This is a genomic window from Streptomyces sp. B8-7 (genome assembly GCF_058833805.1).
Genome location: NZ_JBYRRL010000005.1, coordinates 15,298 through 36,970, shown reverse-complemented (window position 1 = coordinate 36,970; position 21,673 = coordinate 15,298). Strand labels below are relative to the sequence as shown.

Genomic DNA, 21,673 nt, shown 5'->3' with positions numbered 1-21,673 from the left:
CCGCGCCGTGCGGGGCAGCCGGGCGACCGGTTCACTCGATGAGGTGAGCGAAGGCCGGCCGGTGGACGGGACCGGGAATACCGACGAAATGCCCCTTCCGTTCTCTGTGCCCGCCGCGCTCGCCACGCTCCTTTCGCCCCTTCCTCCGCTGTCCGCCGGCGTCCGGTGAGCGCCGGGGTCGCGACCCGCAGGCCGGCCCGCGGCGCCTCGGCGCTGCGCGGCGGCCGGCTGTGGCGCCCGAGCCCGTACCAGGTGTACGGGTTCGCCTTCTGGCTGGTGATGGCGCTGGCCTGCTGGCGGGTGCCGCTGTGCTGCGAGGCGGGCCAGCACGCGGCGGTCGTCGAACGGCTGAGGGCCGACCTGCTGCACCCGGGCCATCCGACCGTCCCGGCACCGGGGGCGGGCAGCCCGTACTACTCGCCGTACGCGGTGGCGCAGGGGGTGTTCGCACGGCTCACGGGGTTGTCGGGGTGGGAGGTGGTGCGGCTGGCGGGTCCGCTGAACCTGCTGGTGCTGCTGACCGGTCTGGGCCGGTTCGTGCGGGTGCTGACGCCGCGGCCGTGGGCGCCGGTGCTGGCGCTGGCGGCGATGACGCTGCTGTGGGGCACGGGGCGGGCCGGGGCGGAGGGCGGCCTGGGCCTGCTGGCGATGACGAGCGGCCTGGCCTATCCGTCCGCGGTTGCGCTGGGCCTGGCGCTCTGGGCGTGGGCGCTGACGGGGAGGCGGGCCCGGGACACGGCGCGGGTGCGGTTCGTGGGGCCGGGCGGGCTGCCGGGTCCGGCGGGCTACGCGGCGCTGGGCGCGCTGTACGCGGTGGTGCTGCTGGTGCATCCGGCGACCGGGGTGGCCGCGGTGGCGGGCGGGGCGGCGATGGTGGCGGGCCGGCAGTCGGGCCGGCGGGCCGCGGTGGCCGGCCGCTGGGCGCTGACCTGCGCGACGACGGTGCTGGTCGCGGTGGTGTGGCCGTACTTCGACGTGTTCGCGTCGGTCGGCGGCGCGGGCGAGGTGCACTCCGGGAGCCTGCTGGGCGGGGTGTGGCTGGCGGCCCTGGTGGGGCTGCCCGCGCTGGGGCTGCGCGCACGCCGGTACGGGCGGCGGGATCCGCTGGTGCTGATGTTCGTGCTGGACTGCCTGCTGATGGCGTACGGCTGGGTGGACGGCCGGTCCGCCTGGGGCGGGACGGTGGCGGCGGCGGTGCTGCCGTTGCAGGTGGCGGCGGCGGTGGAGCTGGCGGTGCCGCGGCCGTGGCCGGTGCGGCGGCGGCTGCTGGCCGCGGTGGCGGCGGTGGCGGCCGGAGCGGGCTTGCTGACCGCGCAGGCGGGGGCGGTGGTGCCGCGCTCGCTGGACCCGGTCGGCTTCCCGCAGCCGCCGCGCTGGCCCTCGTACGACTGGGCCGCGCGGTACATCCGCCCCGGGGAGGTGGTGCTGGCCGACGGTCCGCGCGCGGCGGCGTCCCTGGCCGGGTACGGCGCCGTCCTGGCCGCCCCGGCCCGCCCCGACCCCGCGCTGGGCGAACGGGAGCGGGAGCGGCGGCTGGCGGACGTGCGGGCGTATCTGGCGCCGGGGTCGACCCCGGCCGGGCGCGCCGCGGTCGTCCGCCGCCTCGGGGTGCGGTGGCTGCTGCTCACCCGCCGGCGCACGGTGCCCGAGGAGGCGGTGGTGGTGACGTGGAGCGAGCGGACCGGGGACGTGCTGGCACGGGTCGGCCGGCCGGACGGGGCGGGGCGCCCGGCGAGCGGGACTACTCGATGACGATGTCGACGTCGATGTTTCCGCGGGTGGCGTTGGAGTAGGGGCAGACCTGGTGGGCCGTCTCGACGAGCTTGCGCCCGGTGGGCTCGTCCAGGTGCTCGGGCAGTTCGACCCGGAGGACGACGGTGAGGCCGAAGCCGTCGCCCTGCTTGCCGATGCCGACCTCGGCGGTGACGGCGGCGTCGCTGACGTCCACCTTGGCCTGGCGGCCGACGAGGCCGAGGGCGCTGCCGAAGCAGGCCGCGTACCCGGCGGCGAAGAGCTGCTCGGGGTTGGTGCCCTGACCGCTGCCGCCCATCTGCACCGGCAGGGCGAGGGCGAGGTCGACGGCGCCGTCGGAGGAGACGGCGCGGCCCTCACGGCCGTGGGTGGCGGTGGCGACGGCGGTGTACAGCACGTCCATGGATGAACCATTCCTCTCGGAAGTGATCGCGGGCAGCCGCGACGCATCAGGCTCCGGCGGCCCGTTCCGGGCCACCGGCGACCCCAAGTAGAGCACACAATTAAATTGTCCACAACTCAATTGCTGGCAAGAGCTACCCTGGGGCCATGACCCCGACACCGCCCGCCGCCGCCCAGGACGACTGGCTGCGCCTGGACCGCCAGATCTGCTTCTCCCTGCACGCCGCCTCGCGCGCCTTCAACGGCGTCTACCGGGTGCTCCTCAAGGACCTGGGCCTGACGTATCCGCAGTACCTGGTGATGCTGGTGCTCTGGGAGCAGGGCGAGCAGCCCGTCAAGCGGCTCGGCGAGGCCCTGCGCCTGGACTCCGGCACGCTCTCCCCGCTGCTCAAGCGGCTGGAGTCGGCGGGGCTCGTCCACCGGGAGCGCAGCACGCGCGACGAGCGCTCGGTACAGGTCCGCCTCACCGCGGAGGGCGAGGCCCTGCGGGAGCGGGCCCTGGCCGTGCCGCGCCGGATCGCCACCGCCACCGGCTTCGACCTGGACGAGATCCGCGACCTGCGCACCCGCCTGGACCGGCTGACCACCGCCCTGGACGCGGCCGCGGGCAACGCGTAGGTCACCGCACCGGGCGGCCGGAGCCCGCGCCTGCCCGCCCCACCGGCGGGCACGGGACGACGGCAAGGGCGACGAGCCCGGCCCGCGCACCGCACCGGAAGAGGCACGAACCGGGGGCCGCGGACGGCGGGAAGGGGACGGGCCGGGGGGTGCCCGCCCGCAGTGGCCGGCGACAACCCCGCCCACCCCACAACGCTCCGCAGCGCCGGCCCGAGGACGGACACCCCCCGGCCCGGCCCCGCCCCACCCTCCGGCAGAAGGCGCGACGCGCACCCCCACCGACATGCCACAGGCCGCCGCAGGCACCCGCAGCCCCACAACGAGCAGCCCACCCGACCAGGACCCGGACGGCCCGACCGCGCGACCAGCCACAACGACGAGCCACCGGCCAACCGACACCAGACCGGCAGACAACCCCGCCAGAAGACGCAACGCGCACCACACACCACCCACCCGCAACCCCACACGAGCAGCCCACCCGACCAGCACCCCGACGGCCCGACAGCACCCCGACAAGGGCGCAGGGAACCGCGCGACCAGCCACAACGACGAGCCACCGGCCGACCGACGCCAGACCACGGCACCTCCCGCGAGCGGCCGACCCCCGCCGCGCGGGATCACAACGCCTTGAGCGCCCCCGTGGTGGCCCGCGCCAGCGACGGCAGGTACCCCTGGGACAGCTGGGGGCTCCGGATGACCACGGACCGCCAGTAGAGCGGTCCGGAGATGAGGTCCAGCGCGAGATCCCCGTCGATGCCCGGCCGGAGCTCCCCCCGCCGCTGCGCGGCCGCCACGATCCCGCTGGCCACCCCGTCCTGCCCTTCCCGCAGCGCCTTCTGCAGCGCTTCGGCGATCTCGGGGTTGCGGGCCGCCTCCGCCTGGAGGTCGGGAATCACCTGGGAGGCGACGGGATGGCGCAGCGCCCGGGAGGTGACCTCGTACAGCAGCCGGAGATCGCCTTCGAGCGACCCGGTGTCGGGTGCCGGCAGCCCCTGCACGGCGAGGGCGGAGACGACGTCGAGAACGAGGTGCAGCTTGGAGCGCCAGCGCCGGTACACGGCCGTCTTCCCGACCCCGGCTCTGCGGGCGATGCCCTCGATGGACATCCGGGCGTAGCCGACGGCGGCGAGTTCCTCGAAGACGGCACCCCGGATCGCCTGCGTGACGTCCTCGCGGAGGACGGCGGCGCCCGCGGGCGTCCGGCGGCGCGGACGCGGCTGGGATCCGTCGGCGTTGGTCATGCGGACAGCATAGGCGCGTCACGACGATACGGTTGCGTCCCGACGCGCACTCGGCCTACGCTCACGTTGCGACGATACGGTCCCGTCCCGACGGGGGTAAGAGAGCGGTAAGGACCCGCCGCACCAGCCCCGAGCGAACCCGAGCGAAAGCAGCCGATGTGAGCCAGGTCCTCCACGCATCGCCCCCCACGGCGCCGCCCCCGGCCCCCGCCCCGGCCGACGGCGACCTCGCGGCGCTCGCCGCACGGCACGGACTCTCGGTCAGCGGCGCCCGTGCCACCCTCCCGGAGTATGTACGGCAGCTGTGGGCACGGCGCCACTTCATCGCCTCGTTCTCCACGGCGCGGCTGACCGCGCAGTACAGCCAGGCGAAGCTGGGCCAGCTGTGGCAGGTGATGACGCCGCTGCTGAACGCGGCGGTGTACTACCTGATCTTCGGTGTGCTGCTGCAGACGAAGCGCGGCGTGCCGGACTACGTGCCGTTCCTGGTGACGGGCGTGTTCGTGTGGACGTTCACGCAGAGCTCGATCCTGGCGGGCACCCGCGCGATCTCCGGGAACCTCGGCCTGGTGCGGGCGCTGCACTTCCCGCGGGCCGCGCTGCCGATCTCGTTCTGTCTGCAGCAGCTGCAGCAGCTGCTGTTCTCGATGGCGGCCCTGTCGGTGATCCTGGTCGCCTTCGGTGTGCCGCCGGCCGCGTCGTGGCTGCTCGCGGTCCCGGCGCTGGTGCTGCAGTTCGTGTTCAACGCGGGTGTGTCGATGGTGCTGGCCCGGCTGGGCGCGAAGACGCCCGACCTGGCGCAGCTGATGCCGTTCGTGCTGCGGACGTGGATGTACGCGTCGGGGGTGATGTTCAGCCTGGACCACATCCTGAAGTCGCACGGCGACCTGCCGTCGTGGGTGGGTACGGCACTGCAGGCGAACCCGGCGGCCGTCTACATCGACCTGATGCGGTTCGCGTTGATCGACAGCTTCCACAGCAGCCAGCTCCCGCCGCACGTGTGGATGCTGGCGACGGGCTGGGCGCTGCTCGCCGGCATCGGCGGTTTCATCTACTTCTGGAAGGCTGAGGAGACCTACGGCCGTGGCTGAGCACACCCCTGAGGGCGTCCCGACCGTCATCGCGGACCACGTGGACATCGTGTACCGGGTCAACGGTACGGGCGGCGGACGCGGTTCGGCCACGGCGGCACTGAACCGGATCATGCGCCGCAAGCAGAGCGAGAAGGCGTCGGGTGTGCGGACGGTGCACGCGGTGCGGAACGTCTCGTTCGTGGCCTACAAGGGCGAGGCGATCGGCCTGATCGGCTCCAACGGCTCCGGAAAGTCCACCCTGCTCAAGGCGGTCGCCGGACTGCTGCCGGTGGAGAACGGCCGGATCTACACCAACGGCCAGCCCTCCCTGCTGGGCGTCAACGCGGCGCTGATGAACGACCTCACCGGAGAGCGCAACGTCCATCTGGGCGGGCTCGCGATGGGCATGTCCCGCGAGCAGATCAGGGAGCGCTACCAGGAGATCGTCGACTTCTCCGGCATCAACGAGAAGGGCGACTTCATCACGCTGCCGATGCGGACGTACTCCTCGGGCATGGCCGCGCGGCTGCGGTTCTCCATCGCGGCGGCCAAGGACCACGACGTGCTGCTGATCGACGAGGCGCTCGCCACCGGCGACCGGTCGTTCCAGAAGCGCTCGGAGGCCCGCATCCGGGAGCTGCGGCAGCACGCGGGCACGGTGTTCCTGGTCAGCCACAACAACAAGTCGATCCGGGACACGTGCGAGCGCGTGCTGTGGCTGGAGCGCGGCGAGCTGCGCCTGGACGGCCCCACGGACGAGGTCATGCGGGAGTACGAGAAGTTCACCGGTGACGGGAAGCCGAAACCGAAGCCGAAACCGAAGCCGGCCCCGAAGGCACCGGCCCCGGCCTGACAGCCCGGCGCCCGCGGGGGCGGGAACGAGGAGACGGGAACGGGGAGACAGAACGGGGAGACGCGTACGGGAGACGCGTACGGGAGACGCGTACGGGAGACGGGAACGGGAACGGGAGACAGAACGGGGAGACGGGAACGGGAGGACTGCCCCCGTCCCACCCGCGCCCCGCCCGCCCCCGCACGACAGCGCACGACAGCGCACGACAGGCAGGCCCCGCCCCGCGGTGCCGAATCCGCCGCGAGGGTCCCGGACGACACGGGCGCCCCGGGCCACCCGGCCCGGGGCGCCTGCGCGTTCGGCCGCTACGAGTGGGTGCGCAGCAGGGTCCGCATGGTGCGCATCGCCACGGAGAGGTTGGCGAGGTCGAAGGCGTCCGAGCCCTGGATCTCGTCCAGGGTGGTGCGGGCGCGGCCCAGGATCGCCTGGTTCTGCCGCTCCCACAGCCCGAAGCGCTGCTCCGGGGTCGAGGAGCCGTTGCCGACGGCGAGCACCTCCGCGGTGACCGACGCGTGCGCCGCGTACAGGTCCTCGCGGATGGCGGCGCGCGCCATGGACTGCCAGCGGTCCTCGCGGGGCAGCTCGATGATGCGGTCCATGAGCTGGGTGATGCCGAGCCGGTCGGCGACGTCGTAGTAGACCTCGGCCACGTCGAGCGGCTCGCGGCCCATGCGGTCGGCGACCGACACGATGTCCAGCGCCGGGAAGGCGGAGGAGAACCCGGCGACCCGGCCGGCGAGTCCGTCGGGGACGCCGACCGCGGTCAGCTCGTCGTAGATCCGCTGCCACCACTCCTGGTCGGCGCCCTTCAGCAGCTTCGGCAGCTGCTGCCACACCTCCTCCACCCGCTCGGCGAAGAAGGCGACGGTCTCGGCGAGCTCCAGCGGCTGGGGCCGGTTGTTGAGCAGCCAGCGCGTGCCGCGCTCGACGAGGCGGCGCGAGTGCAGCCGGATGCGGGTCTGCACCGCGGCCTCGGCCTGGTTGTCGAGGGCTTCGACACCGTCCCAGACCTCCGCCGAACGGAAGATGACCCGCGCGGCGGTCTGCGCCCGGACGATCTCCTCCAGCGACGCGCCGGTCTCCTCGCGGAGCCGGTGCAGGTAGGTCGTACCGCCGGTGTTGACGGTGTCGTTGACCAGGACGGTGGTGGTGATCTCGCGGCGCAGCGGGTGGTGGTCGATCTGCTCGGTGAACTTCTCGCGCAGCGCGGTCGGGAAGTAGGCGTGCAGCAGGCCGCGCAGGTAGGGGTCGTCGGGCAGTGAGGTGGCGAGGAGCTCCTCGGCGACGGTGATCTTCGTGTAGGCGAGGAGGACCGCGGTCTCGGCGCCGGTGAGGCCCTGCCCGCCGGTGAGGCGCTCGCGGATCTGCCGGTCGGTGGGCAGGAACTCCAGGGCCCGGTCGAGGTGGCCCGCGCGCACCAGGTGGCGCAGGAAGCGCTGCTGGGCGTGGAGCATGTCGCGGGACTGGGCGAGGGCGTTGGCGATGGCGGTGTTCTGCGCGTAGTTGTTGCGCAGCACCAGGCTGCCGACCTCGTCGGTCATCTCGGCGAGGAGCTTGTTGCGCTGCTTGACGGTCATGTCGCCCTCGGCGACGAGTCCGTTGAGCAGGATCTTGATGTTCACCTCGTGGTCGGAGGTGTCGACGCCCGCGCTGTTGTCGATGGCGTCGGTGTTGATGCGGCCGCCGTGCCGGGCGAACTCGATGCGGCCGAGCTGGGTCAGGCCCAGGTTGCCGCCCTCGCCGACGACCTTGACCCGCAGGTCGCTGCCGTCCACGCGGATGGCGTCGTTGGCCTTGTCGCCGACGTCGGCGTCGGACTCCTGGGACGACTTGACGTAGGTGCCGATACCGCCGTTCCACAGCAGGTCGACGGGCGCCTTGAGGATCGCCTTCATCAGGTCGGCCGGCGTCATCTTGGAGATCTTCTCCTCGATGCCCAGGGCCTGGCGGATGTGGCTGTTGAGCTGGATCGCCTTGGCGCTGCGCGGGAAGACGCCGCCGCCGGCGGAGATCAGCGAGGTGTCGTAGTCGGCCCAGCTGGAGCGGGGCAGGTCGAACAGGCGGCGGCGCTCGGCGTAGGAGACGGCGGCGTCGGGCCGGGGGTCGATGAAGATGTGCCGGTGGTCGAAGGCGGCGACCAGGCGGATGTGCTCGCTGAGCAGCATGCCGTTGCCGAACACGTCGCCGGACATGTCGCCGATCCCGACGACGGTGAAGTCCTCGCTCTGGGTGTCGACGTCGAGCTCGCGGAAGTGCCGCTTGACGGACTCCCAGGCACCGCGGGCGGTGATGCCCATGCCCTTGTGGTCGTATCCGGCGGAGCCGCCGGAGGCGAAGGCGTCGCCGAGCCAGAAGTCGTACTGCTGGGCGACCTCGTTGGCGATGTCGGAGAAGGTCGCGGTGCCCTTGTCGGCGGCGACGACGAGGTAGGTGTCGTCCTCGTCGTGGCGGACCACGCCCTCCGGGGGGACGACCTCGCCGGCGGCCAGGTTGTCGGTGATGTCGAGGAGCGCCGAGATGAACGTCCGGTAGCTGGCGATGCCCTCGGCGAGCCAGGCGTCGCGGTCGGCGGCCGGATCGGGCAGCTGCTTGGCGACGAAGCCGCCCTTGGCGCCGACCGGCACGATGACGGTGTTCTTCACCATCTGCGCCTTGACCAGGCCGAGGATCTCGGTGCGGAAGTCCTCGCGCCGGTCGGACCAGCGCAGACCGCCGCGGGCGACCTTGCCGAACCGCAGGTGCACGCCTTCGACGCGCGGCGAGTAGACCCAGATCTCGTACGCCGGGCGCGGCGCGGGCAGGTCGGGGATGGCCTGCGGGTCGAACTTCATGGAGACGTAGTCGTGCGGCGCGCCGTCCGCGGTCAGCTGGAAGAAGTTGGTGCGCAGCGTCGCCTTGATCACGGTCAGGAACGACCGGAGGATGCGGTCCTCGTCGAGGGAGGCGACCTGGTCCAGGGCGGCGGCGAGCTCCTCCAGGAGGGCGTCGACCAGCTCGTGTCCGGCGCGCTGCCGCTCCGGCGCCATCCGGGCCTCGAACAGCGACACCAGCAGCCGGGTGGTGTGGACGTTGTTGCGGAGGGTGTCCTCCATGTAGTCCTGGCTGAAGGTGGAGCCGGCCTGGCGCAGGTACTTGGCGTAGGCGCGCAGGACCGTGGCCTGCCGCCAGGTGAGGCCGGCGGCCAGGACGAGGGAGTTGAAGCCGTCGTTCTCCGCCTTGCCGGTCCAGGTGGCGGCGAAGGCCTCCTGGAACCGCTCGCGGGCGTCGTCGGCGAGGTAGTCGCCGTTGCCGCCGCCCTGCGTCTTGGGCACGCGCATGCCGAAGTCGTAGATCCAGGCGACGCTGCGGTCGGCGCAGCGCAGCTCGTAGGGGCGCTCGTCGATCACTTCGACGCCGAGCCGGTTGAGCACCGGCAGGACCGCGGACAGGGAGATCGCGTCGCCGGTGCGGTAGATCTTGAAGCGTCGCTCGTCCGGGGCGGCGCCGACCGGCTCGTACAGGCTGAGCGCGAAGTTCTCCGTCTCGCTGAGCCGCTCCAGGTGGACGAGGTCGGCGACGGCGGCGCGGGGGTTGTGGTCGGCCTTGTACCCCTCGGGGAAGGCGCTGCCGTAGCGGCGCAGGAGTTCCGCGGCGCGTTCCTCGCCGAGTTCGGCGTTGAGCGCGTCGGCGAAGCCGTCGGCCCAGGAGCGGGCGGCCTCGACCAGGCGGGCCTCGATGCGCTCCCGGTCGAGGTCGGACAGCTCGGGCAGTTCGGTGCCCGGCGGGACGCGGACGACGAAGTGCAGCCGGGACAGGATCGACTCGGTGTTCCAGGCGGTGAAGTCGACGCTGAGGCCGCCGAGCTCCTCCTTGAGGATGTCGATGATCCGCAGGCGCACACCGGTGGTGTAGCGGTCGCGCGGGAGGTAGACCAGCGCCGAGTAGTAGCGGCCGTACTCGTCCTGCCGCAGGTACAGGCGCAGCCGGCGCCGCTCCTGCAGGTACAGCACCGAGGTGGCGATGGCCCGGAGCTCGTCGGCGGGCGTCTGGAACAGCTCGTCGCGCGGGTAGGTCTCCAGGATCTGCAGCAGGTCGCGGCCGTCGTGGCTGGCGGGCGAGAACCCGGCGCCCCTGAGGACCTCGTCGACCTTGCGGCGGATGACGGGCACGCGCAGCACGGACTCGGTGTAGGCGGCCGAGGAGAACAGGCCGAGGAAGCGGCGCTCGCCGACGACCTCGCCGTTCTCGTCGAACTTCTTCACGCCCACGTAGTCGAGGTACGAGGGGCGGTGGACGGTGGCGCGGCTGTTGGCCTTGGTGAGGACGAGCAGCTTGTGCTCGCGGGCCTTGGCGCGGGCGTCGGCGGGCAGCCGCTCGAAGGAGGGGCTGACCGGGTGGCTGTCCTCCCCGGCGTGCTGCGGGTCGGAGCGCAGGATGCCGAGGCCGGTGCCGGGCACGGCGGCCAGGGAGTCGTCGCCGCGCAGCTCGTACTCGCGGTAGCCGAGGAAGGTGAAGTGGTCGGCGGCGAGCCAGCGCAGCAGTTCGCGGGCCTCGTCGACCTCCTGGGTGCGCAGGTCGTCGGCGACCGGCTCGGCGGGCAGGGCGTCGGCGATGCGGAGGGCCGCGTCGCGCATCTTCTCCCAGTCCTCGACGGCCTCACGGACGTCGGACAGGACGCGCAGCAGGTCGGCGGTGATCTGCTTGAGGTCGGCGCGGTCGGTCTCGCGGTCCATCTCGACGTGGATCCAGGACTCGACGTGCGCGTCGTGCGGGAGGTCCCCGGTGTGCGGTGCGGGGAGGATCTCGATGAGCTTGCCGGTGACGTCGCGGCGGACGACGACCTGGGGGTGGATCACGACATGGATGCCGCGGCCCTGGCGGGTGAGCTCGTTGGTGACGGAGTCCACGAGGAACGGCATGTCGTCGGTGACGACCTCGACCACGGAGTGGCTGCACATCCAGCCGTTCTCCTCGACGGTCGGCGTGTGCACGCGCACGTTCGCCGTGCCCTGGGGGCGGTTCTCGGCCAGTCGGTAGTGCGAGTAGGCGGCTCCGAAGACGTCGACCGGGTCGCGGTCGGTGATGTCCTCCGGGGCGGTGTGCAGGTAGTAGCGCTGGAGGAACGCGAGCACGGCCGCCCGGTCGGGGGTGCCGCGGTCCGTCGTCCCGGTCGGTAGGTGCCCCCCGACCGGGCTGTTCTCAGCTACCCGGGCGGCCCTGTCGAGCAGCTCGGCCTTGGCTTCGTCCAGCTTGGTCTGCATTGTCCTCTGACTCCTGTCGCGCGCCGTTGCGTGACGTTGAAGGAAGTGCGGTCTCTCCCCACCCGGTCCGGCGCCGGGCAGACCCGGGGTGTCCGGTCTGTGCGGGCGCTGTGCCACCGGGGGAGAGGAACGGTCGGTTCTCAGCCGGTACCGATGCCGCCGGGAGGGCGGACACCGTCGTCGGCGCCGCCGGGATCCGGGATGTGTCCGGCGTCCTCGGGGCCGTCATGACCCCGTCCCGCCCGTGAAGACCAGCGACCGGCGCCCGGTCACGGATGTACTCCGTGCTCTCCGGGCGCGGGGCAGGGGCGTGTGCGCCCCCGCGAGGTATCGCGCTGATCACGCCATAAGGCTATCGCTCCTTCCCGGGGGCACGTCATGAGCCGTATGTGTACAAAACTGGGGCGCGAACTTTGACGTTCTGCACAGAGACGAACGGCTGATGTGAGGTCTTCCGGCCTCCGGACGGGGATATTTCCGGCAGGATGCGTACAAAGAGTCGACGCCCGCTTGGGGCGCGCGCAGGCTGAGAACGGGCGCGCCTCCCGGCAGGCGGCGCCCGGGCGGCAGCTTGCCCGTGAACCCACGGCCCCGAGGGGAGCGCACGGTCATGACAGCGAAGATCCTCATCCTCACCGGAGACGCGGCGGAGTCTCTGGAGGTCCTCTACCCCTACCAGCGTCTGCGCGAGGAGGGCTACGAGGTCCATATCGCCGCCCCCAGCCGCAAGAAGCTCCGGTTCGTCGTCCACGACTTCGAGGACGGCTTCGACACCTACACCGAGAAGCCCGGCTACACCTGGCCCGCCGACCTGGCGTTCTCCGAGGTGGAGCCGGGTGACTACGCGGCCGTGGTGGTCCCCGGCGGCCGTGCGCCCGAGTACCTGCGCAACGACCCGGAGCTGCGCAAGATCCTCAAGTCGTTCTTCGACGCGGACAAGCCCGTCGCCCAGATCTGCCACGGTCCCCTCCTCACCGCCGCCGTGGACGGCCTGCGCGGGCGGCGCGTCACCGCGTACCCGGCGCTGGAACTCGACATGCAGGCCGCCGGGGCGGCCTTCCAGGACTCCGAAGCGGTCGTCGACGGCACCCTGGTCTCCTCCCGGGCGTGGCCGGACCACTCCGCGTGGATGCGCGAGTTCCTCACGGTGCTCAGGGCGAAGGCGCCGGCGACCTGAGCGCCCCGCCCGGGCCGGAGGAGCGGCGCCGGGGCCCGCGCACCCGCGCACCCCGGCATCGCACGGTGGCGGCCGCCTGCACGGTGGCGGCCGCCTGCACGGTGGCGGCCGCCTGCACGGTGGCGGCCGCCACGCGTCCGGGAGACGCAGGGCACGCGGCCCGACGGCGCGGGACGCCCGTCACACGGCCATGAGCATGAAGCCCCCGGGCCCGGGGTCCCCGGGCGCGGGGTCCCCGGGCGCGGGGTCCCCGGGCGCGGGGTCCCCGGGCGCGGGGTCCCCGAGCACGTGACCGTGACGTACGGGGCCATGACGTACCCAGCCGTGACGTACCCAGCCGTGACATACGGAGCCGTGGAGCACACGGGGTTACGGAGCCACGCGACGCGGCCCGGGGCGGGGAGCCGGCCTCTACGGCACCGGCGCGGGTGACACGGGTTCTCGGGCACGGTGGGGCGGGCGGCGTGCAGCCGCCCGGCGTGCAGCCGCCCGGCGTGCAGCCCTGCGGCTCGGCTGCCCGGGTGGGAGGCCGGCCGCGGCCCGGGCCGTCAGGCGGCGAGCCGCTCCGCCTCGGCGACGGCCTCCCGCAGGGTGTCGACCACCGGCACGCCCACCCCCTCCAGGCTGCTCCGGCTGTGCGAGCCGCCGGTGTACAGCACGGCCCGCGCCCCCACGTGCAGGGCCGCCACCGCGTCGTCGGCGGCGTCCCCGATCACCACGGTGCGGCCGGCCTCCACGCCCGGCAGCGACCGAAGGTGCCGCACCATGTGCTCGGCCTTGCTCCCGCCGGACGGCCCGGTCCGCCCGTCGACACGCAGGAAGTGCCCCTCGATCCCGAAGCCCCGGACCAGCGGCACCAGGTCCTCGTGCCCGTACATGCTCAGCAGCGACTGGCTGCGTCCGGCGGCCCCCCAGTCCGTGAGCAGCTGGGGGGCGCCCTCGGTGAGCGCGCAGGCCGGCCGGTGCTCGGCGTAGTACCGGTGGAACGTGTCGTCCATGACCTGCCACTCCGCGTCGGTGGGCAGGCGGCCCATGAGCCGCTCGTAGAACTTCGGCACCGGCACGCAGTACAGCGCCCGGTAGCGCTCCAGAGTGATCGGCTCCAGTCCCAGTTCGGCGAAGGCCGCGTTCGTCGCCCCGATGATGGCGTCGTTGTCATGGAACAGGGTCCCGTTCCAGTCCCAGACGATGTGCGCCGCGCTGTGCATCCCCATGCAGAAGAACGTACCCGCCCGCACCGACAGTCGGCACGGCCGCCGGTGGACGGGGTGCGTCCGCGGGGCGGGCCCGCGAGGGGTGCCCGTGAGGAGCGGGCGGGGCGCGTGGGGGTTGCGACGGGCCGGGCGCGGGCCTGCGGACGGGTGCGGGAGCGCGCGGTGGCGCCGGGTCAGCCGGCCCGGCCCACCAGGTTCGGGATCTCCTGGGTGGCGTACCACAGCAGCTCGTGGTCCTCGGCGCCGTCCACCACGAACTGGGCGTCGTCGTCCCCGCCGTCGGCGGCGGGCAGCGCGTCGGCCGCCGCGGTCACGTCCGCCTCGGCGTCGTCGGCGTCGACGTGCACCGAGGCCGCGTCGGCCAGCCGCACCCCGGTGGTGACCCGCACCTCGCCCAGCGCGGCCGGGTCGAGCCCTCGGTCGGGGTCCGCCGCGCACCGGCCGTCGGGCACGTCCACGGCCACCACGACCCGCCGCCGCACGGCACCGGTGTCGGTGGCGAGCAGCCGCAGCGAGGCCAGCGCGGCGCGGTTCAGCGCGGCGTACTCCAGCTCCTCGATGTCGTCGGAGAGGTACCACTCGCGCAGGGCGGGGGTGACGGCGTACGCGACGAACGGCTCGGCACCCAGCTCACCCGTCTCGTACGCCTCGGCGAGACCGGGGAGGGTCAGAGGGACGTAGACGCGCATGCGCAGGCCGCTTTCGTGTCGGAGGACGGACGGAGCAGCCCGAGGGGCTCCGGGTTCCCGGAAGGGCCTTCAGGATACGGTCCGGGGTCCCCTTTCGAGTCCCCGCCGAGAGCGCCGACGGCGTCCACCCCGGGCCCGGAATTCACCCTGTGCCCCCGGTCCGGCACGGGCTCGTGGCCCCGCCCGTCACCCTGATAGGTGAACATCGCATGGCCCCGCCATGCGGTTCGCCGCCGCTTGCCGCGTCCGACCGGCGCCCCGTACAAGATCCCCACCGCGAAGTTACCGCCCGGTACCGCCGGGTCCGTCGAACGGGGACCTTCATGGACATCGCCACCCTCACCACCGCCGCGGCAGGCCTGCGCGCCATGGACAAGGTCATGACCAGAACCCGCCCCCACCGCCCCGGCACCGGCACCGCCCCGGGAGTGGCCCCGGGCACCCCGACAGGACCGGACACGGGGCCGGGTACGGGGCCGCCCACCGCAGGGCCGGGCGCGGATCCGGACACGGGGCCAGGCGCAGAGCCCGACGCGGGACCGGGCGCGGAGCCCGACGCGGAGCCGGGCGCGGAGCCCGACGCGGAGCCGGGCGCGGAGCCCGACGCGGAGCCGGGCGCGGAGCCCGACGCGGGACCGGGCGCGGAGCCCGGCACGAGGCCGGACACGAGGCCAGGCGCAGAGCCCGACGCGGGACCGGGCGCACAGCCCGGCACAAGGCCGGACACGAGGCCAGGCGCAGAGCCCGACGCGGGACCGGGTGCACAGCCCGGCACAAGGCCGGACACGGGGCCGGGTGCAGAGCCCGACGCGGAGCCGGGTGCAGAGCCGGACGCGGGGCCGGACACGGAACCCGACGCAGGGCCGGGCGCAGGACGCACCCCGTGCGCCGCGGCCTCGTCGGCGCCGCAACCGCTGCCGGGTGCGAGGAGGCCCGGACCGGCGGGTACGGGGCCCGACTCCGGCGAACGGTCCGGAGCGGGCGCGAGCGCCTCCACGGCCGCGGCGGCACGCCCCGCCCGCCCGCCGGCCCGCCCGGGCACCCGGCCGCCGAACCGACGCGACCCACGCCGTCCGGGCGGCCCCTCACCCCGAGCCGCCGCGCCACCGTCCCGCCCGCCCGGCGGCGCCGGAACGCTCCCCGGCACCGCCGGCAGGCCCGCGGCCGAGCCCGGCGCGTCCGAGGGCGCCGTCGGCCGGCCCGCCGGCCCCGGCCGCGCTCCCCGCACCTCCGGCGCGCCTGGGTCCCGCGGCGCATCCCGCGGCGGGGCGGACCGGACCGTGAGGCCCACTCGGCCGGGCCGGGCCGCCGGTGAGCCGGAAAGGGCCGGGAACGGGCCCCGCACCGAGGACGCTCCCGGCCGGACTGCGGGCGCCGTCGGGCGCACGGGGACGGCCGGCGCGCCCGACGCCCCGGCGACTTGCCCCGCCGCGGCCCCGGGCGGGCTCTCCACGGGCCGCCCAGCCGGTACCCGCCCGGTAGGGCCCGGCGCCACCGGCAGGCCGTCGCACGCCCTGCCAGGGCCTCTCGGCCCCGCCCCGCGGACCACGGCGTCCAGGCGCTCCGCGAGGTCCGGCACCGCCTCGGCCTCCCGTGTACTCGCCCCCGCCGCGGTGCCGGCGCCCTCCCCCGGCACCGCGTCCCCGCCCCGCCGCCCGGCCGCCGTCCCCGCCCGGGTTCCCCGCCGCCCCGTTCCGCAGCCCCGTCCGACCGACCTCTTCGCCGACCGGCTCCTGCTCGTCCTGAGCGGCCAGCGCCCGGTGCACTGGATGCTGCGGCACACCGCCGGGCAGGCCTACGACGAGCTGGCCCGGCTCGCCGAACGCGGCCCGCTGCGCACGCGGGGGGTGCGGCCCGTGGTCCGCGACATCGGCTACTACGTGCCGCGCGACGGCGCCGTCGAGGCACTTCGCCCGCATCGCGGCGGGCGACCGGCTCCGTGCCATGGCCTTCCGCCTGGAGCTGGGCCGCGACCGGCGCTGGCGCTGCACGGCGGTGGAACTGGGCGCCCGCGTCGGCGCGTCCCGCACCGGCACCCGCTGAGCCGGCCGTCACCGCCAGGCGGTCACCTCCAGGCCGTCGCCTCCAGGCCGTCGCCTCCAGGCCGTCACCTCCAGGCCGTCGGCCCTCCGGCCGAGCGCCGGGCCGGTTCCGCGGGGCCTGGACCACGGAGCGGCCGGCACGCCGAGGGGCCGGCCCTCCCGGAGGAAGAACCGGCCCCTCGGCACGGTGCGGGGCTACCGCGCCCCGCCCGGTGTCACTTCTTGCGGCGGCGGCCGCCCGCGGTGCGCGCCTGCTTGCGGCGCTCCGCGCGGGTGAGGCCGTCGGCCTGGGAGCGGACCGGCTCACCGTCGTCGGAGAAGTCGCCCTCGACGGTGCCGCCCTCCCCGTCCACGGTCGGCGCGGAGAAGTGGAGGTTGCGCCGCTGCGGGGCGTCCAGGCCCTTGGCGCGGATCTCGGGACGCCCGCCCGACTGCGCCGGCACGGCGTCCTGCTTCTCCAGGTCGGCCACCGGCTTGGCGTCCTCGACCGGGACCTCCTCGACCTGCTGCTCGACCTGGACCTCCAGGTTGAACAGGTAGCCGACGGACTCCTCCTTGATGCCCTCCATCATGGCGGTGAACATGTCGAAGCCCTCGCGCTGGTACTCCACCAGCGGGTCCTTCTGCGCCATCGCGCGCAGGCCGATGCCCTCCTGGAGGTAGTCCATCTCGTAGAGGTGCTCGCGCCACTTGCGGTCCAGGACCGACAGCACGACCCGCCGCTCCAGCTCACGCATGATCTCGGAGCCGAGCTGCTCCTCGCGCGACTCGTACTGGTCACGGATGTCGTCCTTGATGGACTCCGCGATGAACTCGGCGGTCAGGCCGGCCCGGTCCCCGGCGGCCTCCTCCAGCTCCTCGATCGTGACCTTCACCGGGTAGAGCTGCCGGAAGGCGCCCCACAGCCGGTCCAGGTCCCAGTCCTCGGCGAAGCCCTCGGCCGTCTCGGCGCCGACATAGGCGTCGATGGTGTCGTTCATGAAGTGCTGCACCTGCTCGTGCAGGTCCTCGCCCTCCAGGACGCGGCGCCGCTCGCCGTAGATGACCTCGCGCTGGCGGTTGAGGACCTCGTCGTACTTCAGAACGTTCTTACGGGTCTCGAAGTTCTGCTGCTCGACCTGCGACTGGGCGGACGCGATCGCGCGGGTGACCATCTTGTTCTCGATCGGCACGTCGTCCGGCACGTTCGCCATGGCCATCACCCGCTCGACCATCTGGGCCTTGAACAGCCGCATGAGGTCGTCGCCCAGCGAGAGGTAGAAGCGGGACTCGCCGGGGTCGCCCTGACGGCCGGAACGGCCGCGCAGCTGGTTGTCGATCCGGCGCGACTCGTGCCGCTCGGTGCCCAGCACGTACAGGCCGCCGAGGGACTCGACCTCCTCCTTCTCGGCCTTGACCGCGTCCTCGGCGCGCTCCAGCGCGGCGGGCAGCGCCTGCGCCCACTCCTCGATGTGCTCCTCGGGGTCGAGGCCGCGCTGGCGCAGCTCCGCCTCGGCGAGGTCCTCGGGGTTGCCGCCGAGCTTGATGTCGGTACCGCGCCCGGCCATGTTGGTGGCGACGGTCACGGCGCCCTTGCGGCCGGCCTGCGCGACGATCGTCGCCTCGCGGTCGTGCTGCTTGGCGTTGAGCACCTCGTGCTGCACGCCCCGCTTGCTGAGCTGCTGCGAGAGGTACTCGGACTTCTCGACCGAGGTGGTGCCGACCAGGATCGGCTGGCCCAGCTCGTGCTTCTCGGCGATGTCGTCGACGACCGCCTCGAACTTGGCGACCTCGGTGCGGTAGATCAGGTCCGACTGGTCCTTGCGGACCATGGGCCGGTTCGTGGGGATCGGGACCACACCGAGCTTGTAGATCTGGTGGAACTCGGCGGCCTCGGTCATCGCCGTGCCGGTCATGCCGGACAGCTTGTTGTAGAGGCGGAAGAAGTTCTGCAGGGTGATCGTGGCGAGGGTCTGGTTCTCGTCCTTGATCGGCACCCCTTCCTTCGCCTCGATCGCCTGGTGCATGCCCTCGTTGTAGCGGCGGCCGGCGAGGATACGGCCGGTGTGCTCGTCGACGATCATGACCTCGCCGTCGATGACGACGTAGTCCTTGTCGTTCTTGAAGAGCTCCTTGGCCTTGATGGCGTTGTTCAGGTAGCCCACCAGCGGGGTGTTCACCGACTCGTAGAGGTTGTCGATGCCCAGCCAGTCCTCGACCTTGGAGACACCGGTCTCGTGGATGGCGACGGTGCGCTTCTTCTCGTCGACGTCGTAGTCGCCGGACTCCTCGATGCCCTTCAGCGGCTGGCCGGCCTCGCCGCGCTTGAGGCGGGTGACCAGCTTGGCGAAGTCGCCGTACCACTTGGTGGCCTGGTCGGCCGGGCCGGAGATGATCAGCGGGGTGCGTGCCTCGTCGACGAGGATGGAGTCGACCTCGTCGACGATGGCGAAGTTGTGGCCGCGCTGGACGAGCTCGTCCTTGGACCAGGCCATGTTGTCGCGCAGGTAGTCGAAGCCGAACTCGTTGTTCGTGCCGTAGGTGATGTCGCAGGAGTACTGCTCGCGGCGCTGGACCGGCGTCATGTTGGCCAGGATGCAGCCGACGTTCAGCCCCAGGAACTTGTGGACGCGGCCCATCATCTCGGAGTCGCGCTCGGCCAGGTAGTCGTTGACCGTGATGAGGTGCACGCCCTCGCCCGAGAGGGCGTTCAGGTAGGCGGGCAGGGTACCGACCAGGGTCTTGCCCTCGCCGGTCTTCATCTCGGCCACATAGCCGAGATGCAGGGCGGCGCCACCCATCAGCTGCACGTCGTAGTGCCGCTGGCCGAGGACGCGCTTGGCGGCCTCGCGGACGGTGGCGAACGCCTCGGGCAGCAGGTCGTCCAGGCTCTCACCGTCGGCGTAGCGCTGCTTGTACTCATCGGTGAGGGCCCGCAGCTCGGCGTCGGAGAGGTCGACGAAGTCCTCTTCGATGGAGTTGACCTGGTCCGCGATGCGGTGCAGCTTGCGCAGGATCTTGCCTTCGCCTGCACGCATGATCTTCGAGAGGACGGACACGGGGGTTGGTCTCCTTGCCGGTCGGGCCTGGGACGGTCGGGTTCGGTTCGGTGGGCAACGGCCATCGTATGCGAGGACCCGGCTGGGCCGGGAGGCCTGCCGCCGCCGCGCACCCTCGCTTCCGCCGTCCTCCGGAATTCTCCTTCACCCTGGACAACGGACGGGGCCCGGGGATGGTGCCGGATCGCCCCGGCGAATAGCGCGAAAGGTGACCGCGCGCTCACACACGGCAAAGACTTGGCGGCCGGGACCGGACACCGCGCAGAATCGGCCGATGGAACCCGTCACCCTCACCACCGAGCGGCTGCTGCTGCGCGCGGTGGGCTCCCAGGACACCGACGCGGTGCACGCCGCCGCACAGGACCCCGAGATCCAGCGCTGGATCGCCCAGTTCCCCTCCCCCTATCTGCCCGAGCACGCGCGCGCCTTCACCGAGCAGGCCGTCCCGGACGGCTGGGCCGGCGACACGATGTTCACCTTCGGCGTCTTCCCCGCCCCGGACGCCCTCGCGGGCATGCTCAGCATCACCATGCGCTCGCTGGCCACGGCGGAGGTCGGCTTCTGGGCCGCCAGGGAGCACCGCGGCCGGGGATACGTCACCGAGGCCGCCGCGGCGGCCTGCCGCTGGGCGTTCACCGAGCGGTCGGTCGACCGCGTGGAGTGGCGGGCCGAGGTCGGCAACCACGCCTCGCGCGCGGTCGCCGAGCGGGTCGGCTTCACCGTGGAGGGGACCCTCCGCTCGGCCGTGAACAACCGGGGGGTGCGCCGCGACTGCTGGGTGGGCTCACTGCTCCCCTCCGACCTGGGCCTGCCCTCCACCGCGCCCTACCTGCCGGCGCCCGCACAGCGGGCATAGCGCGCGGCGGGCGGGACCCGCGGCGCCCGCGGACGCCGCGCCTCACGAACCCGGCGCCCGGAGGTCCGCGCCCCTCACGAACCCGGCGCCCGGGGGTCCGTACCCCTCGCGGGCCCGGGTACGTGCGAGGCGGAACACCAGGCCGGCGCCGGTTGTCGGTGGCAGCGCCTATGGTGCGGGCATGACGACCCCGCGCCCGATCGCAGAGCTCTCCGCCGACGAAGCCCGCCGACTGGTCCTGCGTGCCCAGGGCTTCCTCGGCGCCCCCGACCGCAGGGCGGGCGTCCGCGGGGTGCTGCGGCACCTCGGCGCGGTCCAGCTCGACACCATCTCGGTCCTGGCCCGGTCGCACGAGCTGATCCCCTACGCCCGTCTCGGTGCGGTCGGCCGCCGGGCCGTGGAGGAGGCGTACTGGACGGGCCGGCACGCGTTCGAGTACTGGTCGCACGCGGCGTGCATCCTGCCGATCGAGGAGTGGCCGCACTTCGCGTTCCGGCGCCGCGCCTACCGCGACCGTCCGCACTGGAACCACGCGCTGCCGGACGGGGTCTACGAGCAGGTCATCGCGCAGCTGCGGGCCGAGGGCCCGCTGACCGCCACCGAGCTGGGCGGCGCGAAGCGCACCAGCGAGTGGTGGGACTGGTCGGGCACGAAGGTCGCCGTGGAGCGCGCCCTGATGTACGGCGAGGTGGTGTGCGTGGAGCGGCGCGGCTGGAAGCGGGTGTACGACCTGGCCGAGCGCGCCGTGCCGAAGGAGGTGCTGCACGACGACCTGGACGACGCCGAGTGTCTGCGCCGCCTGGTGCGCCTGGCCGGTGAGGCGCTGGGCGTGGGCACCCGCGCGGACATCGCCGACTACCACCGTCTCAGGGGCGAGCAGGTGGACGCGGTGATCGCGGACTCCGGTCTGGTGCCGGTGACGGTGGCGGGCTGGGGCAGACCGGCCTGGGCGGACCCGGCGGCCCTGGCGACGCCGCCGCGCGGGCGGCACCGCACGACGCTGCTGTCGCCGTTCGACTCGCTGGTCTGGGAGCGGGCCCGCACCGAGCGGATCTTCGGCTTCACGCACCGGCTGGAGGCGTACGTCCCCAGGCCGAAGCGGGTCCACGGCTACTTCGCGATGCCCGTCCTCGCCGGGGGCCGGCTGGTCGGCCGGGTGGACCCGGGACGTGAGGGCAGCACCCTGGTCGCCCGTCAGGTCGGCCTGGCCGGCCCGAAGGCGGTGCCCTCGGTGGCTCAGGCGCTGGTGGAGGCGGCGTCCTGGGTGGACTGCACGGACATACGGGTGGAGCGCGTGGCCGTACCCGAGCTGCGCGGCCCCCTCACGGCGGAGCTGGCCCGGCTGCTGGGCTGAGTCCCGGCGGACGTCGCGGGTCCGGCGGACGTCGCGGGTCCGGCGGACGCCGCTGGCCGTGCGGACTCGGCGGACGTCGGAGGGACCCCGGAGGCGGCGGGCTCAGGGGACTCGGCGGCGCCGC

General features: G+C 73.5%; 14 protein-coding genes. 8 read left to right on the top strand and 6 right to left on the bottom strand.

Annotation, left to right across the window (positions count from 1 at the left end; all coding sequences use genetic code 11):
* The first annotated feature begins 165 nt into the window (after nucleotides 1-165).
* Nucleotides 166-1,752, top strand: a complete 1,587-nt coding sequence (locus AC5K6T_RS24470) for a hypothetical protein (RefSeq protein WP_493212272.1) — start codon at nucleotides 166-168, stop codon at nucleotides 1,750-1,752.
* Here the strand turns inward: AC5K6T_RS24470 and AC5K6T_RS24465 are convergent.
* Complete coding sequence (locus AC5K6T_RS24465) at nucleotides 1,742-2,155, bottom strand: organic hydroperoxide resistance protein (protein ID WP_493212271.1); 414 nt, start codon at nucleotides 2,153-2,155, stop codon at nucleotides 1,742-1,744. The two genes, AC5K6T_RS24470 and AC5K6T_RS24465, sit on opposite strands and share 11 nt — an antisense overlap.
* Nucleotides 2,156-2,301: 146 nt before the next feature.
* On the opposite strand from AC5K6T_RS24465, the gene AC5K6T_RS24460 reads away from it, so the two are divergent.
* A complete protein-coding gene (locus AC5K6T_RS24460; RefSeq protein WP_493212270.1) occupies nucleotides 2,302-2,772 on the top strand; it encodes a MarR family winged helix-turn-helix transcriptional regulator in 471 nt (156 codons plus the stop codon).
* Between the two features lie 617 nt (nucleotides 2,773-3,389).
* Here the strand turns inward: AC5K6T_RS24460 and AC5K6T_RS24455 are convergent.
* On the bottom strand, nucleotides 3,390-4,013 hold the full coding sequence (locus tag AC5K6T_RS24455) for a TetR/AcrR family transcriptional regulator (protein ID WP_493212268.1): 624 nt from the start codon (nucleotides 4,011-4,013) through the stop codon (nucleotides 3,390-3,392).
* A 158-nt stretch (nucleotides 4,014-4,171) separates the two neighbouring features.
* Here AC5K6T_RS24455 and AC5K6T_RS24450 point away from each other — a divergent pair, with 158 nt between their 5' ends.
* Together AC5K6T_RS24450 and AC5K6T_RS24445 are read left to right on the top strand one after the other, a co-directional pair.
* Complete coding sequence (locus AC5K6T_RS24450; RefSeq protein WP_493212267.1) at nucleotides 4,172-5,104, top strand: ABC transporter permease; 933 nt, start codon at nucleotides 4,172-4,174, stop codon at nucleotides 5,102-5,104.
* Nucleotides 5,097-5,939: an ABC transporter ATP-binding protein gene (locus AC5K6T_RS24445; protein ID WP_493212265.1), complete on the top strand. Its 843-nt coding sequence runs from the start codon at nucleotides 5,097-5,099 to the stop codon at nucleotides 5,937-5,939. The genes AC5K6T_RS24450 and AC5K6T_RS24445 overlap by 8 nt, the downstream gene beginning before the upstream one ends.
* Nucleotides 5,940-6,244: 305 nt before the next feature.
* On the opposite strand, the gene AC5K6T_RS24440 is transcribed toward AC5K6T_RS24445, so the two are convergent.
* Nucleotides 6,245-11,179 (bottom strand): NAD-glutamate dehydrogenase, encoded by a 4,935-nt coding sequence (locus AC5K6T_RS24440; protein WP_493212264.1) that lies wholly within the window; start codon nucleotides 11,177-11,179, stop codon nucleotides 6,245-6,247.
* Nucleotides 11,180-11,789: 610 nt separating this feature from the next.
* On the opposite strand from AC5K6T_RS24440, the gene AC5K6T_RS24435 reads away from it, so the two are divergent.
* A complete protein-coding gene (locus AC5K6T_RS24435) occupies nucleotides 11,790-12,356 on the top strand; it encodes a DJ-1/PfpI family protein (RefSeq protein ID WP_493212262.1) in 567 nt (188 codons plus the stop codon).
* 548 nt (nucleotides 12,357-12,904) lie between these two features.
* On the opposite strand, the gene AC5K6T_RS24430 is transcribed toward AC5K6T_RS24435, so the two are convergent.
* The gene (locus AC5K6T_RS24430; RefSeq protein WP_493212260.1) at nucleotides 12,905-13,570 is read right to left on the bottom strand and encodes an HAD family hydrolase; all 666 of its coding nucleotides are present in this window, start codon (nucleotides 13,568-13,570) and stop codon (nucleotides 12,905-12,907) included.
* Between the two features lie 173 nt (nucleotides 13,571-13,743).
* Nucleotides 13,744-14,259: a DUF6912 family protein gene (locus AC5K6T_RS24425; RefSeq protein WP_493212259.1), complete on the bottom strand. Its 516-nt coding sequence runs from the start codon at nucleotides 14,257-14,259 to the stop codon at nucleotides 13,744-13,746.
* A 1,944-nt stretch (nucleotides 14,260-16,203) separates the two neighbouring features.
* On the opposite strand from AC5K6T_RS24425, the gene AC5K6T_RS24420 reads away from it, so the two are divergent.
* Nucleotides 16,204-16,302 carry a hypothetical protein gene (locus AC5K6T_RS24420; protein WP_493212257.1) on the top strand — a complete coding sequence of 33 codons (99 nt, stop codon included), beginning with the start codon at nucleotides 16,204-16,206 and terminating at the stop codon, nucleotides 16,300-16,302.
* Nucleotides 16,303-16,516: 214 nt separating this feature from the next.
* Here the strand turns inward: AC5K6T_RS24420 and secA are convergent, their stop codons facing one another.
* Nucleotides 16,517-19,339, bottom strand: coding sequence for a preprotein translocase subunit SecA (secA, locus tag AC5K6T_RS24415; protein ID WP_493212255.1), 2,823 nt, complete (start codon nucleotides 19,337-19,339; stop codon nucleotides 16,517-16,519).
* A gap of 274 nt (nucleotides 19,340-19,613) precedes the next feature.
* On the opposite strand from secA, the gene AC5K6T_RS24410 reads away from it, so the two are divergent.
* A complete protein-coding gene (locus tag AC5K6T_RS24410) occupies nucleotides 19,614-20,195 on the top strand; it encodes a GNAT family N-acetyltransferase (RefSeq protein WP_493212253.1) in 582 nt (193 codons plus the stop codon).
* 181 nt (nucleotides 20,196-20,376) lie between these two features.
* A complete protein-coding gene (locus AC5K6T_RS24405) occupies nucleotides 20,377-21,549 on the top strand; it encodes a winged helix-turn-helix domain-containing protein (RefSeq protein ID WP_493212251.1) in 1,173 nt (390 codons plus the stop codon).
* Nucleotides 21,550-21,673 lie beyond the last annotated feature (124 nt).